16 protein-coding genes and 1 tRNA gene are annotated in these 15,286 nt (G+C 67.6%); 8 read left to right on the top strand and 9 right to left on the bottom strand.

Annotation, left to right across the window (positions count from 1 at the left end):
• Positions 1 to 4: 4 nt before the first annotated feature.
• The gene (locus AC5Y3P_RS16860; protein WP_500047071.1) at positions 5 to 1,282 is read right to left on the bottom strand and encodes a PE-PPE domain-containing protein; all 1,278 of its coding nucleotides are present in this window, start codon (positions 1,280 to 1,282) and stop codon (positions 5 to 7) included.
• A gap of 125 nt (positions 1,283 to 1,407) precedes the next feature.
• On the opposite strand from AC5Y3P_RS16860, the gene AC5Y3P_RS16855 reads away from it, so the two are divergent.
• Positions 1,408 to 1,938, top strand: coding sequence for a hypothetical protein (locus tag AC5Y3P_RS16855; protein WP_500047070.1), 531 nt, complete (start codon positions 1,408 to 1,410; stop codon positions 1,936 to 1,938).
• A gap of 102 nt (positions 1,939 to 2,040) precedes the next feature.
• On the opposite strand, the gene AC5Y3P_RS16850 is transcribed toward AC5Y3P_RS16855, so the two are convergent.
• A complete protein-coding gene (locus tag AC5Y3P_RS16850) occupies positions 2,041 to 4,275 on the bottom strand; it encodes a SulP family inorganic anion transporter (protein WP_500047069.1) in 2,235 nt (744 codons plus the stop codon).
• Positions 4,276 to 4,632: 357 nt separating this feature from the next.
• Here AC5Y3P_RS16850 and AC5Y3P_RS16845 point away from each other — a divergent pair, with 357 nt between their 5' ends.
• The 3 genes from AC5Y3P_RS16845 (at position 4,633) to AC5Y3P_RS16835 (ending at position 7,322) form a co-directional block, all read left to right on the top strand.
• Positions 4,633 to 5,406 carry a response regulator transcription factor gene (locus tag AC5Y3P_RS16845; RefSeq protein ID WP_500047068.1) on the top strand — a complete coding sequence of 258 codons (774 nt, stop codon included), beginning with the start codon at positions 4,633 to 4,635 and terminating at the stop codon, positions 5,404 to 5,406.
• The gene (locus tag AC5Y3P_RS16840; protein ID WP_500047067.1) at positions 5,403 to 6,884 is read left to right on the top strand and encodes a sensor histidine kinase; all 1,482 of its coding nucleotides are present in this window, start codon (positions 5,403 to 5,405) and stop codon (positions 6,882 to 6,884) included. Before AC5Y3P_RS16845 ends, AC5Y3P_RS16840 begins: the two co-directional genes overlap by 4 nt.
• A gap of 120 nt (positions 6,885 to 7,004) precedes the next feature.
• Positions 7,005 to 7,322: a hypothetical protein gene (locus AC5Y3P_RS16835; protein ID WP_500047066.1), complete on the top strand. Its 318-nt coding sequence runs from the start codon at positions 7,005 to 7,007 to the stop codon at positions 7,320 to 7,322.
• A gap of 10 nt (positions 7,323 to 7,332) precedes the next feature.
• On the opposite strand, the gene AC5Y3P_RS16830 is transcribed toward AC5Y3P_RS16835, so the two are convergent.
• The 3 genes from AC5Y3P_RS16830 to AC5Y3P_RS16820 all read right to left on the bottom strand — a co-directional run bounded on the left by AC5Y3P_RS16830 (position 7,333) and on the right by AC5Y3P_RS16820 (position 10,545).
• Complete coding sequence (locus AC5Y3P_RS16830) at positions 7,333 to 8,358, bottom strand: NAD(P)H-dependent glycerol-3-phosphate dehydrogenase (protein ID WP_500047065.1); 1,026 nt, start codon at positions 8,356 to 8,358, stop codon at positions 7,333 to 7,335.
• Between the two features lie 68 nt (positions 8,359 to 8,426).
• On the bottom strand, positions 8,427 to 9,941 hold the full coding sequence (locus AC5Y3P_RS16825; RefSeq protein WP_500047064.1) for a flavin-containing monooxygenase: 1,515 nt from the start codon (positions 9,939 to 9,941) through the stop codon (positions 8,427 to 8,429).
• 112 nt (positions 9,942 to 10,053) lie between these two features.
• A complete protein-coding gene (locus tag AC5Y3P_RS16820) occupies positions 10,054 to 10,545 on the bottom strand; it encodes a YajQ family cyclic di-GMP-binding protein (RefSeq protein WP_500047063.1) in 492 nt (163 codons plus the stop codon).
• 110 nt (positions 10,546 to 10,655) lie between these two features.
• Between AC5Y3P_RS16820 and AC5Y3P_RS16815 the strand changes: the two genes are divergently transcribed.
• Positions 10,656 to 10,738 (top strand) — tRNA-Tyr (locus AC5Y3P_RS16815).
• A gap of 124 nt (positions 10,739 to 10,862) precedes the next feature.
• Positions 10,863 to 11,543, top strand: a complete 681-nt coding sequence (locus AC5Y3P_RS16810) for a hypothetical protein (RefSeq protein ID WP_500047062.1) — start codon at positions 10,863 to 10,865, stop codon at positions 11,541 to 11,543.
• A gap of 13 nt (positions 11,544 to 11,556) precedes the next feature.
• Here the strand turns inward: AC5Y3P_RS16810 and AC5Y3P_RS16805 are convergent, their stop codons facing one another.
• Positions 11,557 to 12,135 (bottom strand): helix-turn-helix domain-containing protein, encoded by a 579-nt coding sequence (locus AC5Y3P_RS16805; RefSeq protein WP_500047061.1) that lies wholly within the window; start codon positions 12,133 to 12,135, stop codon positions 11,557 to 11,559.
• Between the two features lie 47 nt (positions 12,136 to 12,182).
• On the opposite strand from AC5Y3P_RS16805, the gene AC5Y3P_RS16800 reads away from it, so the two are divergent.
• Positions 12,183 to 12,824: an SAM-dependent methyltransferase gene (locus AC5Y3P_RS16800; protein WP_500047060.1), complete on the top strand. Its 642-nt coding sequence runs from the start codon at positions 12,183 to 12,185 to the stop codon at positions 12,822 to 12,824.
• A gap of 7 nt (positions 12,825 to 12,831) precedes the next feature.
• Here AC5Y3P_RS16800 and AC5Y3P_RS16795 read toward each other — a convergent pair whose 3' ends face one another.
• Positions 12,832 to 13,263, bottom strand: coding sequence for an anthrone oxygenase family protein (locus AC5Y3P_RS16795; RefSeq protein ID WP_500047059.1), 432 nt, complete (start codon positions 13,261 to 13,263; stop codon positions 12,832 to 12,834).
• A gap of 60 nt (positions 13,264 to 13,323) precedes the next feature.
• Positions 13,324 to 14,007 (bottom strand): winged helix-turn-helix transcriptional regulator, encoded by a 684-nt coding sequence (locus AC5Y3P_RS16790; protein WP_500047058.1) that lies wholly within the window; start codon positions 14,005 to 14,007, stop codon positions 13,324 to 13,326.
• A gap of 133 nt (positions 14,008 to 14,140) precedes the next feature.
• Between AC5Y3P_RS16790 and AC5Y3P_RS16785 the strand changes: the two genes are divergently transcribed.
• A complete protein-coding gene (locus tag AC5Y3P_RS16785; RefSeq protein ID WP_500047057.1) occupies positions 14,141 to 14,344 on the top strand; it encodes a hypothetical protein in 204 nt (67 codons plus the stop codon).
• Positions 14,345 to 14,350: 6 nt separating this feature from the next.
• On the opposite strand, the gene AC5Y3P_RS16780 is transcribed toward AC5Y3P_RS16785, so the two are convergent.
• Positions 14,351 to 15,286: alpha/beta fold hydrolase (locus AC5Y3P_RS16780; RefSeq protein ID WP_500047056.1), on the bottom strand; the 936-nt coding region annotated here is incomplete at its 5' end.

The raw sequence follows: 15,286 nt of genomic DNA, 5'->3' as shown, positions 1-15,286 counted from the left end.
GCGACTACTCCGGCGCGGTTTCGGCGGGGGAGTCCGCCGCCTCGGCTGCCCGGGTCTTGGGGGCGAAGGCCTTGGTCAGCCGCTGCACTGCCGCCTTGGCCGAGATGGGTTGCAAGTTGGGGACATCGGCGCTGCGGACGACGGGCTTCGGTGAGCCCGGACGGAACTTCGGCCCTTCGCGCAGGGCGTTGCGGACGGGTCCCTTGCTCGTCGAGGCGACACCGTCACGCACACCTTGGCGGAATTCCTCGGCGAAGGTCTTGGTTTCGGTCCGCGACGGCAGCAGCGCGGCGCGTTCCAGGGTGCCGGGGTTGGCCAGCGGATCGTTGTCCGGGTAGCCGTAGTTCACCAGTGCGGTCAGGGCCGGTTCGACGGCCTTGGCGATCCGTTGACCGGGCTCGCCGCCGTGGTCGTAGAGCGGCTGCACCAGCGGCAGGTGCTCGCTGCGGTAGCCGACGTAGGTCACGTCACCGGCCCGCTGGACCCGCGCGGTGACCGGCTTGCCGTCCTGGGTGTAGCTGACCCAGGTGACATCCGGGTTCTGCTCATCGACGGTCTGGCTGAATGCCGTCGTCGACCCGTCCGGATGGGTCACGGTGCAACTGGTGCCGGTGCCGCACACCGGATGGCCCTCGGTGTCGACGGCCAACGAGAGCTCGGCCTGGGTGAGTCGCCGATTGAAGTACGCGGCAAGGGAATTCGCGTCGGCGAACGGGTTCAGGATGTACTTCGGCGCATTGCCGTTGATGTCGTACTCATAGGCCGTGGAGATCACCACCGCGCCTTGGGCGTCGGCCGGGGTCGGAATCGGGTTGACCCCGATCAAGGCGAAGACGGGATATCGGGTGCCGAAGCCACCGTTGGGGTTGGCGACGTTGTTGTCCAGCGCCCAGGTGGTCGACGACAGCATTTCGTCGTCGGAACCGGTGGCCTGCAGGTAGGACATCAGCAGGCTGGCGTTGGCCGCGCCCCACCCCGAGGACATCACGACGTTCGGCGGTCCGTCCGGTGCGGGCCGGTGCTGATCCAGGGCGCCCCAGATGCCGTACGGTCCGGACAAGAAGTCGAGCTCGACCAGATCGGCGTCGGGAACGTCGAATGCGCCGCGATAGAAATCCCGGATGCCGGCCCCGGACTGGTTGGTGGAACTGCCCTCGACGATCAGCGCAGCCTGCGCCTGCGGCGCGCTGAGCCCCGCCAGCGCCGGAGTCGCCGTGAGGGTGACGATTGCCGCAGCAACACCGGCTGCCCGTCGCGTCGAATATGCGTACTCGTTGACCACCGTGGCCTCCCCCTGCGGACCCGATCCGCGAATGCACTCAGTCTAGAGGCAGACAAACCGCAGGCTGCGGCGGTGCGGGCGGTAACGATCAGCGGGGCCCGGCGCGAAGACCTAGTGTGAACCACGTGCTTGGCAAAGTAGTCACCCTCCTGATCGGCGCGGCCGCCACGGCGCTGCTGTGGCCCGGTTCGGCCGTCGCCGACCCCGACGTGGCCCCAGCGCTGCCCAACCTCAACGTGTTGCCACCGATCAGCCCGGTCGAGTACTCCGCTGCCCAGGACAAGTACTACGCATTCGGCACGCCCGACGGCCTGGTCTGCGCGATCGACCGCACCAACGGCTCCTACGGCTGCAGCGGAGTGCTGCCGAACGCCCCGGGCGGCTCCAACGTGGTCTCGGGCGGCAGCCGCGGGGCCCCGGGCTTCTCGAAGGCGGACCGGCCCATCTTCGATGCGCTGCGCCCGGTCCGGGAACTGCCGGCCAACACCCGGCTGAGCTTCCGCAACATCAGCTGCGCCACCGACGGCGTGGCCACCACCACCTGCCTGAACCACCAGGACCAGACCGGCTTCGTGGTGTCGCCGACCGACAGCTACACGTTCGACAGTCCGCCGCTGCTGGCCCGCCCCGAGGGCACCAACCCATTCGCAAACTAGGTGCGCATCCCGCGGTCAGTGCCCGTACTGAGAGCGAAGAATTGGCCGATATTTCGCTCTGATTACAGTCGGACACCCGCGGAAGGCAGCCAGCCGGCCCCGTCACGCGCTCTTGGCCACTTCGGGTGAGCTGACCAGAACCGGGCGCACCGGCAGGGCCTGGGCGCTCGGGATGTCGTAGAACAACCCGATCACCTCGAGGTCGCGGACCCGACGCGCCGCCGCGACCACCGGGTGCTTCAGCAAGGTCTCGACCTGTACCGCAATGTTGACCATGCTCAACTGGTCGACGGTGCCCAAGCCGTCGCGTGCGGCGGCCCTGGCCACCGGGTGCGCACCGTCGTCGAACGCCTGCAGTGTGGTCTCGCCGTGCCGCAACCACGCAGCCAGGGGGTCGCCCGGTTCTGAATCCGGTTGGGAAATGAGCGCTTTCATCGCCCCGCAGCTGGAGTGACCGCACACCACGATCGATGACACCCCGAGCAGTTCGACAGCGAACGCCAGCGCGGCCTCGGTGGATTCGTCGAGCCGGTCGGCCGGGATCAGGTTCCCGACGTTGCGCACGGTGAACAGATCACCGGGTCCGCTGCAGGTGATGACGTTGGGCACCACCCGGGAATCGGCGCAGGTGATGAACAGCGTCTCGGGCCGCTGCGCGTGGGCCAGTTTCTCGAGATGGGGCCGCATCAGCGGCGCGGTGCGGCGGTGGTAGACGTCCAGGCCGTGCAGGACTGCGCTGCCGTTGCGCTGCTGACGGGAATGCTGCCAGGAATCCCAGGGCGCCACACCGGTGCGCTGATCGATCGGGGTGAACGCCCGACTCGGCGGACCCTGTACGGCACTGTCCATTTCGGCCGCGCCCAGATTGCGGAGGTGCACCGTGCCGCCGGCGGCGACGTGGCTGCGCTGCCATTCGTCGAGCGTCTGATGTGCGGCATGGTCGATGAAGTCGACGGTCACCTCCACGGTTACCCGGGCGCCGGCCGGAACCGACGCCAACGTCGAGGTCAGCCTGGGCAGCGCCAGGAATGAGCACGATCCCTCGACCACGACATGCCATTCGTCGTCGTCGGTTTGCTCTGCGTGGATCCGGGCGCGCACCACCCGCCACAGCGTCAGCGCCACCGCCAAGGCCAGGCCGATCAACACGCCCTCCAGCAGGTTGAGGAACACCACACCTGCGACGGTCACCACGTAGACCGCCAGATCACCTGTGCGCAAGGCAGTTTCGATGTGCGCGCGTTTGACCAGCTGGATACCGATCACGATCAGCAGTCCGGCGAGGGCGGCCATCGGTATCTTGCTGGCCAGTGCCGCGAACGGAAGCGCGAACGCCAGGATCCAGACGCCGTGCAAGATGCTCGACGCCCGGGTGCGGGCACCCGCGGCGACGTTGGCGGTGCTGCGCACGATCACCCCGGTGACCGGGAGTCCACCCATTGCGCCGGAGGCGATGTTGGCGGCCCCCTGGCCGATCATCTCGCGGTCGAAGTTCGTGCGCGGTCCGGCATGCAGCCGATCCACCGACACCGCCGACAGCAGGCTCTCCACGCTGGCGATCAAGGCCACCGTCAGGACACCTGCAGCGAAAGCGCCCCAGTTGCCGTCCGGCAGGCCGGGCAGCGCCAGGGCATCCAGCAATGAGCCGTCCAGCGCGATGCGGGGCACCGTGAACGGGAAGACCACCGAAATGGTGGTGGCTGCCACGATTGCCGCCAACGGCCCGGGCACCTTGGACAACGGCGCGGGCACCCAGCGCCACCCGACCATGATCGTGATGACCACCAGCCCCAGAAGCAGACCGCTGCCGTGCGCGTCGAGGATCTGAGCGGGCAGTTCGGTGACATTGGCCCACGCCGAACTGCGCGAGCTGCCGCCCAGCAACACGTGGACCTGCTGCAGCGCAATGGTGATGCCGATCCCGGCCAGCATCGCGTGCACCACGACGGGGGAGATCGCCAGCGCGGCGCGCGCAACCCGGGCCAGGCCGAACAGCACCTGCAGGACGCCGGCGCACACCGTGATGGCGCAGGTGACCGCCCAGCCGAATTGCGACACCAGTCCGGCGACCACCACGGTCAGACCGGCCGCCGGGCCACTGACCTGAAGTGGCGAGCCGCCCAGTGCGCCGGCCAGGATGCCGCCGACGATCGCCGCGATGATGCCGGCCATCACCGGTGCATCGGATGCCACCGCGATGCCCAGCGACAGCGGCAAGGCCACCAGGAACACCACCAACGACGCCGGCAGGTCATGACGCAGGATCGGCCGGATCCGGTCGGCGAGTCGCGGTTGCGCTTTCTCGGCCGCTGGTCGTTGTTGAATCGGAGTCTCCAATCGTTCGGGGCACTTCATCGGTGCCCCCGGGATGGCCCGCGATACCTGCAGAAGGTGCTGTGTTGCAACAGATTTGATGAGCAAGTGCCGTGATGCACTAATTCGCTTGGGGCAACGGTATTTATCGAATGCAGAGGCGGTCAAGCGGTGTCGGAGGATCCATAGAAACTCCAAATCTGAGAAACTCTCAGAAACGATCACGCACAATGAATACGTGTAAGTGATTGGCAGTGAACAGTTTTGAACACTGTGATGGCGGTCGCGAATTTTCGTGCAGGTAAGTCGCGCTGACTGGCGCAGATAGGAAGCAGATATGAGAATTGTGACATTCACATATGTGCTCGGGACAATGAGTACATGACAACGATGTCGGTGACACCCCGTTCCCACCAGCCCCGCCAGGCGATCCTCGGACAGTTGCCGCGGATCCACCGTCCGGACGGCTCGCCCATCAGGGTGCTGTTGGTCGATGACGAACCGGCGCTGACCCACCTGGTGAAGATGGCCCTGCATTACGAGGGTTGGCAGGTCGAGGTGGCCCTGGACGGGCAGGAGGCGATCACCAAGTTCCACGAGGTGAATCCCGATGTGTTGGTGCTCGACATCATGCTGCCCGACGTGGACGGTCTGCAGATCCTGCAGCAGGTCAGGGAGTCCGACGCCTACACGCCGACGCTGTTCTTGACCGCCCGGGATTCGGTGATGGACCGGGTGGCCGGTCTGACCGCCGGCGCCGATGACTACATGACCAAGCCGTTCAGCCTCGAAGAGCTGGTGGCGCGGATGCGCGGGCTGCTGCGTCGGTCGGCGCGCTTGTCGGCACCGGAGGACGAAGTGCTCAAGGTGGGCGATTTGGTGCTGACCGGGACCAGCCGTGAGGTGACCCGAGGCGGCGAACGGCTGTCGCTGACTGCCACCGAGTTCGAGCTGCTGCGCTATCTGATGCGCAACCCGCGCCGGGCGCTGACCCGTGACGAGATCCTGGACCGGGTGTGGAACTACAGTTTCGGCGGCCGGTCGAGCATCGTCGACCTCTACATCTCGTACCTGCGTAAGAAGGTCGACGCGGGCCGGGCACCGATGATCGAGACGGTGCGCGGTGTGGGTTACCTGCTCCGGCCCCCGGCGTGAGCCTGCTGCGCCGGCGCTGGTGGCCGCGAACGCTGCGGCGCCAACTCGTGCTGGGTGTCACCACGCTGGTCAGCGTGGTGCTGCTGGCGGTCGGCGCGCTGACGGTATGGAGCCTGCGCGAGTACGTGATCGCAGCCGGTGACACCGAGGTGAGCAACTCGCTGGCGGCCTTCCAGCACACCTACGACAAGAAGCATCTGCATCCGGCCGCCCACGACGGCCCGATCGGCTCGGAGCTCTCCGGATACACCGGCCAGGCGCCGGGCAACCTGATCGCCGTACTGCACGACGGACAGGTGGTGCAGTCGGCGGTGTTCTCCGACGGCGAGGCGCAGCCGGCGGCCCGGGAGGCAGTCGGGGCCATCGAAGGTGTGCGCTGGGATGACGAGCCGCAATCGGTGCGCCTCGGCGAACTAGGTGCCTACCGGGTGCTGAGCCATGACCTCGGGGACGGTGACCGCCTGGTGTCCGGGGTTTCGCTGGATCGTGCGCTCAACGCCATTGCCCGCAAGTCGGTGACGGTGATCATCCTGGTGCTGATCGCGCTGGTGGTGACCGCGGTGGTCACCGTGGTCATCGTTCGCTTCGCACTGCGGCCGCTGCGTCGGGTCGCGGCCACCGCGGGCCAGGTTGCGGCGCTGTCGCTGGGGCAACCGTCCGATCGCATCACCGTGCGCGTCGATCCGCGGGACGTCGACCCTGCCAGCGACGTGGGGATCGTCGCCCGGGCCCTGAACCGGCTGTTGGACAACGTCGACGACGCACTGGCCCAACGTGCCGAAGCCGATCGACGGATGCGCCAGTTCCTCACCGACGCCAGCCATGAGCTGCGCACGCCGCTGGCTGCCATCCAGGGCTACGCCGAGCTGACCCGGCAGGACTCCGCGGTGCTGCCCGAGACCACCGAGTACGCCCTGGCCCGGATCGAATCGGAGTCCCGGCGCATGACGTCGTTGGTCAACGATCTGTTGCTGTTGTCCCGGCTGGACGAACGCCATGACCTGGACTCCGAGGACGTCGATCTGTGCGGCCTGGTGACCGACGCCGTCAACGACGTCTCGGTGTCCGCGCCCGAGCATCACTGGGTCACCGAACTTCCCGAGGATGCAGTGTGGGTGCGCGGCGATCGAGCCCGCTTGCACCAGCTGGTCAGCAACCTGTTGGTCAATGCGCACATGCACACCCCGCCCGGCGTGACGGTTGTGACGGCGTTGCGCCGCCCGGGCGCCGGCACCGTCGAGCTGAGCGTCTCCGACGACGGGCCCGGAATTCCGGCCGAAGTGCTGCCGAATCTGTTCGGACGCTTCGTCCGGGTGGATAAATCCCGATCGCGCCAGTTGGGTAGTTACGGTTTGGGTTTGGCGATCGTCTACTCCATCGCCGATGCGCACAACGGTTCGGTTGCCGTGGCGTCGAAGCCCGGGAGAACCGTCTTCACCACGCGATTACCCGCGCTCTCAGTTGAACGACAAATATGAAATGCATATTTGAATGAGACATGCCCATTCTATATATGGGCGAAATATGAATTGCTTTGTGCCGCTGCGCGATCGCCCTACTTTCGGATGTGTAGGACGTACCGGGACAAAGGAGTTCACATGTCGAAGCAGGATTTCCCGAAAATGCGGAACGCGGTGGCGGTCAGCGGGCTGGTGCTCGCCGGCGCACTGGCACTGGCCGTCCCGGCGATGGCGGCCCCCACCGGCGAGACCGCGCAGGAAACCATCGGCAAACTACAGGCCGACGGCTACCGGGTGATCGTCAGCAAGGTCGGCAACGGCGCGATCGACGACTGCAGCGTCACCGCGGTGCGCCCGGGCCGCGACGTGGTGGGCAGCCGGCCGAACCGATGGGGCGACAACCGCCCGGCAGTGCACTACACCACCGTCCACATCGACCTGTCCTGCCAGCGCTGAGGGCGGCGGGTCAGAAGCCGGAGCCGTGCACCTCGTGGCCGGGCTTGTCGGCGATCAGACCCCGGTAGGCCTGTTCCACGGTGGCGCCCTTGTTGATCACGCCGTCGACCTCGCGGGCGATCGGCATGTTCAGGCCGTACTGGTCTGCGAACTCCATGATCACGCTGGCGGCCTTGACGCCCTCGGCGACCTGGTTCATCGACTCGATGATCTCCTCGATCTTCTTGCCCTGACCCAGCTGTTCGCCGACGTGCCGGTTGCGGCTGCGCTGGCTGGTGCAGGTGACGATCAGATCACCCATGCCGGCCAGACCGGCGAAGGTGTCCCGGTTGCCGCCGACGGCCTCGCCCAACTTCGACATCTCGGCCACCGCGCGGGCCATCACCATGGCGCGGGTGTTCTCCCCGATGCCCAGCGAGTAACCCATGCCCACCGCGATCGCATAGACGTTCTTCAGCGCGCCGGCCATCTCCACGCCCACCACGTCATCGGTGGTGTACGTGCGGAATCGCTTGGTGCGGAACAAGTTCGCCAGGGTGGCCGCCAGGCTCTGGTCGGGCATCGCGAGCACCGCGGCCGCGGCGTAACCCTCGGCCACCTCGCGGGCGATGTTGGGGCCGGCCAGGATGCCGGCCGGGTGACCGGGCAGCACCTCGTTGACCACCTGGCTCATCCGCATGTTGGTGCCCTGCTCGAGACCCTTGACCAACGACACCACCGGCACCCACGGGCGCAGCTCCTTGGCGAGCTCGGTGAGCACGCCGCGGAAGCCGTGCGAGGGGACACCCATCACGATGACGTCGGCGCATCCGGCGGCGTCGGAGAAGTCGGTGGTGGCGCGCAGCGACTCCGGCAGCGCCACCTCCTCGCCGAGGTAGCGGCTGTTGCGGTGGTTGTCGTTGATGTCGGCGGCAGTGTCGGCTGAGCGCACCCATTGCAGCGTGGGCCCGCGGCGCGCGCAGATGGCTGCGACCGTGGTTCCCCAGGAACCTCCACCCAGGACGACGACGTTGGGCTCGCGCTTCGCTGGTGCCATGACGGTCACCCTATTGCCGGGTCTGGTTCGGTGAGCCGAACTTGGGCAACTTCCCGCGGCGGGTCGGGTCAGGCGCTCAGTTCGGCGCGTTGGGCGACCCGGCCGAACACCATCTGCTCGTCGATGCGGTCGAAACGGTGATCGACGGCGTCGGCGAAGAAGTTCTGCCGCACGTTCCACGGCCGCCGGGTGCCCGACTTGGGCAGCGCGTGGGGCGCGCGCAGCACGTATCCGGCCTGCAGATCCCAGGCGAACTTCTCCTGCATCGGCTCGTCGGGCAGCAGTGGGTAGGCGTGGGTGTACCCGCGGGATTTCATGAACGCCAACAGCTTTGCCACCTGCTGGGCGGTCATGTCGGCACGCAGCGTCCAGGACTGGTTGGTGTAGCCGACACACCAGGCCAGGTTCGGCACGCCGTCGAGCATGTGCGCCTTGTAGACGAACCGGTCGGTCGGATCGATCTCGGTGCCGTCCAGGCTGATCCGCACCCCGCCGAGCGCGAGCAGCTGCAACCCGGTGGCGGTGGCGACGATGTCGGCCGGCAGGTGCTGACCGGACTGCAACCAGATCCCGGTGCCGTCGAACCGCTCGATCCGGTCGGTCACCATCTCGACCCGGCCCTGCGCGACCGCGCCGAACAGGTCGGCGTCGGCGTCGAGGCAGGCGCGCTGATCCCACGGGTTGTAGCGCGGCTTGAAGTGCACGTCGATCGGGTAGCCGGCGGGCAGGTTCTTGACGGCCTTGCGGCGGAAGAAGTGCTTCATCAGGGTGGGGAACCGTTGGCACAGGATGTAGGTCAGCGTTTCGACGGCGGCCGCGTAGTAGCGCGCGAAGGTGTGAGCCACGCGGCGCGGCAGGATCTTTCGGGCCAGGTTGGGCACCGCGGTGATGCGCGGCCCCGGCGCGATGTAGGTGGGGGAGCGCTGCAGCATGACCACCTTGGCCGCGGTCTGCGCCAGCGCCGGCACCAACGTCACCGCGGTGGCGCCGCTGCCGATCACCACGATCCGTTTGCCGGCGTAGTCGAGGTCCTCGGGCCAGTGCTGCGGGTTGACCACCTGCCCGCCGAACTGTTCGATGCCGGGGAAGTCCGGCACGTACGGGTTGTCGTAGTCGTAGTAGCCGCTGCCGAAGAACACGAAGTTCGCCCGGTAGGTCTTCTCGGCGCCGTCCTGCTCGACGCGCACCGTCCAGGTGTCGGTAGTCGAATCCCAGTCGGCGCTGCGGACATGCGTGCCGAACCGGATGTGCCGGTCGATGCCGTACTTGCGTGCGGCGTTGGTGAGGTACTCGCGGATGTCCGCCCCGTCGGCCACGCCCTCGGGCCGCTGCCACGGCTCGTACGGCAGGCTGAGGCCGAAGATCGAGCTGTCCGAGCGAACGCCGGGGTAGCGGAACAGATCCCAGGTGCCGCCGATCCGCGCGCGGCGCTCGAGCACCACGTAGCGCGTCGCCGGATCGCGCTCGGTGAGCCGGTAGGCAGCACCGATGCCGGAGATCCCGGCACCGATGATCACGACGTCGAAGCGATCCTCGGCGGCGTCGGCCGGCTGCATGGCATCGGGGGTGGGAGCGACCGTCATCTAGCGACCTCGACTTCGGAGGATGTGGTGTGCGTCACTGCCCACGATAGGACACTGCGGCGCCGGCGCGCCGCGGCCCCTGCCGGCTGCCGCGGCGGCGGGGTCGAACCGGTCAGCGGTAGTTGACGAACTGCAGCGCAACCTCGAGGTCGGCGCCCTTGAGCAGTGCGATGACGGTCTGCAGGTCGTCGCGCTTCTTGGAGCTGACCCGGATCTCCTCGCCCTGGATCTGCGTCTTGACGCCCTTGGGGCCCTCGTCGCGGATCAGCTTGGTGATCTTCTTGGCGTTCTCGGAGTCGATGCCCTGCTTGAGCCCGCCGGTGAGCTTGTAGGTCTTGCCGCTGGGCTGCGGCTCGCCGGCGTCGAAGGCCTTCATCGAGATGTCGCGGCGGACCAGCTTCTCCTTGAAGACGTCGACGGCGGCCTTGAGGCGCTCTTCGGTGGAGCTGACCAACTCGATGGCTTCCTCGCCCTTCCAGGCGATGGTGGTGTCGGTGCCGCGGAAGTCGAACCGGGTGGCCAGCTCCTTGGCGGCCTGGTTGAGCGCGTTGTCGACCTCCTGGCGATCGACCTTGCTCACGACGTCGAACGATGAATCCGCCATTGGATCCGTCCCCTCTGCTCAGATGGCCGTTTTCGTGTTGGGTACATCCTCGTTGTACCCTGCTATTCGCACCAAACCTGGGGCACCCCGGGCGCGGCGCGAATACACCAGGCAGGTTGCCCGAGCGGCCAATGGGAGCGGACTGTAAATCCGTCGGCTTACGCCTACACAGGTTCGAATCCTGTACCTGCCACACCAGATCAGGCCCCCTTTCGAGGGGGCCTGATTGCATTCCCGGGCGCGGCCGTCTGCACATCAAGCATCGGCGGGGTCTGACCTTCGTGTCAGACTCGGCCCGGTAGCAGAAGGGAGCGCCGGTGGGGGACGATTTTCCGCTGCAGGCCGGTGACACGTTGTCGACGGCCCAGCTGAGTCTGTGCGCCGGCGGGCTGGTGCGGACGTGGACCGAAGACGGGCCCCCGCGGCTGTGGTCGATTCCGGACGGCGAGCGCCTTCGTTCGGCGCAAGGTACCGGTGCGATAGCGCGGACCCTGCACGAGCCGGGTCGACTTCGTGAGGTTGCGCTGTTGTCCGCCGAAACCGCAACCATGTTCATTGCGCGCAGGCCGCAGCCGGACGGGACAGGAGGGACCCAGTTCGAGGGCTATCCGTTTCCGTTGGCCTCCCCGTCCGCGCCGGGCGATTCCACCCTCGAGGACGTGCTGGCCGTGCTCACCCAAGCGGTCCGGTACTGCGTTTCCAACCACGAATTCCTGGTGGTGGAAACGGGTGGTGGGGACGCCCCACCCGAGCCGTACTGCCTGTTCGCCCTGCTCCCGCAGGACGACCCCGTGACATCTGTGATCGAGACCGTTCCACCACCGCGGCAATCCACCATCTGGCAACCGCACATCGTCGAAGGCGAGCCCGGCGCCACCCTCACCGCAGCGGCCAATGACGAGACCATCGGCGTCGCACCGAGAATCATGTTGGACGCGATCGCAACCTGGGGCTTGACGCCGTGGGACCTGGTGCTGACCTTCGGCAACTACGGATAGCCGGCTATCGAGATCACGAATGCAGATGCAGCTGCTCGCCGTGCGGCCCGAAGATGGTGATCGCCTCCACCGGCCCGTCGACCGCACCGAACCAATGCGGAGTGCGGGTGGAAAACTCCACGGCTTCACCGGGATTGACGATGAAGTCCTGCTCACCCAGCAGCAGCCGCAGCTTCCCGGAGAGCACGTACAACCAATCCCGGCCCTCGTGCACCGGCAGCGTGACCGGCGGTGTGCGGCGGCGCGGGCTGACCCTGATCTTGAAGGCGTGCAATCCGGCGGCCGGACCCTGGCGGGTCAGCGGCCAGAACGTGACGCCGTCGTGGGTGTGCGAGGCGCCGGTGACCCGCGGGTCCTCGGCCTGCGGGATGCGCAGCAGCTCATCGGTGCTCACCGACAACGCCGCGGCCAACCGCGGCAGATGATCCAGCGCCAACCGGCGTTTGCCGGATTCCAGCCGGCTCAGCGTCGAGACATCGATCTGAGCGCGGCGGGCCACGTCATCGAGTGTGAGACCGGCTTGGGTCCGCAGTTCGCGCAACCGGCGCCGAACCACGGCGTCGACATCCGACGCGCCGTCTTTTGCCTGCATGGCAAGAAAGCTTGTCACTGTGGCATCGGGATCGGCAAGCTGACGCCATGACCGATACCGACACCTCCGACGCCCGGCAGTACTGGGAAGACCACTACGGCGCCCGCGACCGGGTCTGGAGCGGCCGGGTGAACAAGCAACTCGCCGAGATCGCCGCCACCCTGCCGGTTGGCCGTGCGCTCGACGTCGGCTGCGGAGAGGGCGGCGACGTCATCTGGCTGGCCGAGCAGGGCTGGCAGGTCCTCGGCGTCGACGTCTCGGGCACCGCGCTGCAGCGAGCCGCCGACGACGCCGCCGCGCGCGGCGTGTCCGAACGGGTCGCCTTCGCCCGCCATGACCTGACCGAGACCTTTCCGGACGGCCGCTTCGACCTGGTGTCCGCGCAGTTCCTGCACTCGCCGGTGGCCTTGGACCGAGTGCCGCTGTTACGCCGCGCCGCCGAGGCGGTCGCACCCGGCGGGCGCCTGTTGATCGTGGACCACGGTGCTGCCCCGAGTTGGGCGCCCACGGGCGTGCACGAATTCGAGTTCCCGTCCGCCCAGGAGGTGGTGGATTCGCTGAATCTCGATGCCGCGCACTGGGAGCGAACACGGGTGGAAACCGTCGAGCGAGCCGCGATGGGTCCGCAGGGTCAGCCTGCCACCCTGGTCGACAACGTGATCCAGCTGCGTTACGTGGGCGCCGACTGAGACGACCTCAGCCCACGACGGCGACGGTGAGCAGCACGAGCATCACGACCAGCGCGGCCACCCGAATCCAATGCAGCCGGTCCCAGCGGGCGGCCAAATCTCGGGACGGTACCTCCTGGTCCGTCCAGCGGCCGATCTGATTGTTGATCGGCACCATCATGGTGACGGTCAACAGCACCACCAGCGCCATCAACACCGCGGCGGTGATGACCAGCCAGTCGCCGGTCACGATGGCCGCTGCGATCAGCACCAGCAACGTGCCGATGTACCAGAACGGCATCACCTTGCCGAGCACGCGACTGCTGTGACTGCGCGCTTCCCGGAACGCGTCGTCGGGTAGCCGGGCGAACTCCGGGTTGGCGAATGCGGCGACGGAGATCTCCACGCCGACCATGGGGCCGGCGAGCAGCACGGCGAGGATCTCGATTGCTGACTTCATGGCCTGTCGAAACGGGTTCCCGTCCCGCGGTCAGGTAAACAACCGGACAGCGCCGGGTGCTCAGCCCGCGTCGACCGGGGTGCCGGTGCGATTCTCGACGACCTGGAGCAGCACGGCGGCAGCGGAGCCGTCACCGGCGAGGTCGAGTAGGCCCTCGGCCACCGCATCGGAGACGCTGAGTTTTCCCGCGACGATCGCCGCGATGGTCGTCGCGCTGGTGTGCACGGTGGCGTCGGCGTCCCCGTCGTGCGGACCGGGTCGCACCCGGACCTCGCCCCGGTCAGCCACCAGGCAGGCGACGCTGTCATCGATGTGGAATTCGAAGCTGGCGGTGAAATCGGTTGGGCCCCAAACCCGTAGGTCGGCCGCCAGGAATCCCACCAGCCACTCGGCGCGGAACACCTCTTGGCTCGGGTCGGCGCCGGTCATCGGGTGGCGCGCCCCCCAGATCGCCAGCGGGACGAGCGCGTCGGCGAGTTCGCGGCCGGATTCAGACAACGCGTAGACCACCGTCGAGCCGGGGGAGTCGGGGTCCAGTCGACGCTCGATGACGTCGTCGGCCTCAAGTTGTCGCATCCGGGACGCCAGCAAGCTGGTGCCGATGCCGGGTAGTGCGGCGGCTAGTTCGGTGTAGCGCTTGGGGCCGGTGTTCAGTTCTCGCACGATCAGCAGCGTCCAGCGCTCCCCGACGACGTCGAGGGCGTGCGCCAGGCCGCAGAACTGTCCGTAGGTCTTTCGCGACATGCCAGCCATGCTACCCGCAGCTCACTTTTCTGCATTGAACTCAAAAATCTATTTATCACTTCAAAATCTTATGCTAGGTTCTGAAACATGATCGGTAACGGTCGGCGAGGAATCAACAGTGAGGTGAACGATCATGGGTGTAGTCGCAGCGAATCCGATCGGTGCACGACGGCTGCTCGCCACTTTGGTGCGCCAAATGGCGCGCTGGAGCCTGGGCAGGCCCACAGCGACGGCCGCGCTCCGGGCCGCGCCGCGGCGCACCCGCCGGCGCTACCCGGAACTGCGTAGTCGGGTCATCGAAGACGCCGCGATGGCGCGCGAGATGTACCGGCTCTGAGCCGGCTTACAGGTGTGAGCGCAGGAACGACAGCACGTCGTCGGCGGCCGCGAACCCGCCCAGGTGGCTTTCCTCGGGCATCAGGATCAGCTCGACATCGGGCAGGTGCTGGACTGCGACCTGGGCGTCCTGCAGCGAGACGATCGAGTCCGCATCTCCGTGCCACCAGCGCACCGGAACCTTGACGTCGGCCAGCCGGAAGCCCCAGTCCCGGCCGAACAGCCGGGCGTCGTCCAGCATCGCCTGAAATCCGCCGCGCACCGCGTGCACGATGTCGTCGATGAACATGGCCTCGATGTCCGGGTCGGCGAACACCTTCTGGTCGCCTTCGGGCAGCGCCGAGCCCAGTCCTGAATAGGCCAGGTGCGCAAGCGGAATCACCGGGTAGACCAGCGCCGCCATGATGGCGGCCCACGGCCGGCGCATGGTCGAGAACGCCGGCGCGAACCGCCGGGACAGTTCGATCGCGCCGCGGCAGGACGCCTCCGGACCGACCGCGGGTGTGACGCCGCCCAGCACGGCCACCGCGGCCACCCGGTGCGCCAGCGCCGGCATGCCCGCACACGCCAGCGCATACGGTCCACCGCCGGACAACCCCGCGACGCCGATCCGCTCGGCGCCCAGCGCGTCGGCCACGTGCACGACGTCGTCGGCCCAGGCGCCGACGTCGGGCAGCACATGCGGATCGGACAATCCCGAGCCGGGACGTTCCACCAGCACCACCCGCAGACCGAGCCGTTCGGCGGCGCGGCGCCCGACGATCGGCAGTTGCCGCCGCCCACCCGGCGTGCCGTGGAACCACAGCACTACCGGCCCGGACGGATCACCGAACTCGGCGTAGCCCAGCCGGCGTCCGTCCGGCAAGAAGAAACAGCCCTCCGCGCGCGGTGGTTCGCAGGCCGGCACGCCGGGCGGGCGGCGCCACGGATTGGCCAGGTTCAT

It is taken from the genome of Mycobacterium sp. NGS45, assembly GCF_059812645.1.
This window is presented reverse-complemented; position numbering and strand designations above follow the sequence as displayed.

Excerpts from the sequence above, each read along its gene's own strand:
- AC5Y3P_RS16845 (WP_500047068.1), top strand. The coding sequence starts at position 4,633 with ATGACAACGATGTCGGTGACACCCCGTTCCCACCAGCCCCGCCAGGCG.
- AC5Y3P_RS16835 (WP_500047066.1), top strand. The coding sequence starts at position 7,005 with ATGTCGAAGCAGGATTTCCCGAAAATGCGGAACGCGGTGGCGGTCAGC.
- AC5Y3P_RS16830 (WP_500047065.1), bottom strand. The coding sequence starts at position 8,358 with ATGGCACCAGCGAAGCGCGAGCCCAACGTCGTCGTCCTGGGTGGAGGT.
- AC5Y3P_RS16825 (WP_500047064.1), bottom strand. The coding sequence starts at position 9,941 with ATGACGGTCGCTCCCACCCCCGATGCCATGCAGCCGGCCGACGCCGCC.
- AC5Y3P_RS16820 (WP_500047063.1), bottom strand. The coding sequence starts at position 10,545 with ATGGCGGATTCATCGTTCGACGTCGTGAGCAAGGTCGATCGCCAGGAG.
- AC5Y3P_RS16805 (WP_500047061.1), bottom strand. The coding sequence starts at position 12,135 with ATGCAGGCAAAAGACGGCGCGTCGGATGTCGACGCCGTGGTTCGGCGC.
- AC5Y3P_RS16800 (WP_500047060.1), top strand. The coding sequence starts at position 12,183 with ATGACCGATACCGACACCTCCGACGCCCGGCAGTACTGGGAAGACCAC.
- AC5Y3P_RS16795 (WP_500047059.1), bottom strand. The coding sequence starts at position 13,263 with ATGAAGTCAGCAATCGAGATCCTCGCCGTGCTGCTCGCCGGCCCCATG.
- AC5Y3P_RS16790 (WP_500047058.1), bottom strand. The coding sequence starts at position 14,007 with ATGTCGCGAAAGACCTACGGACAGTTCTGCGGCCTGGCGCACGCCCTC.
- AC5Y3P_RS16785 (WP_500047057.1), top strand. The coding sequence starts at position 14,141 with ATGGGTGTAGTCGCAGCGAATCCGATCGGTGCACGACGGCTGCTCGCC.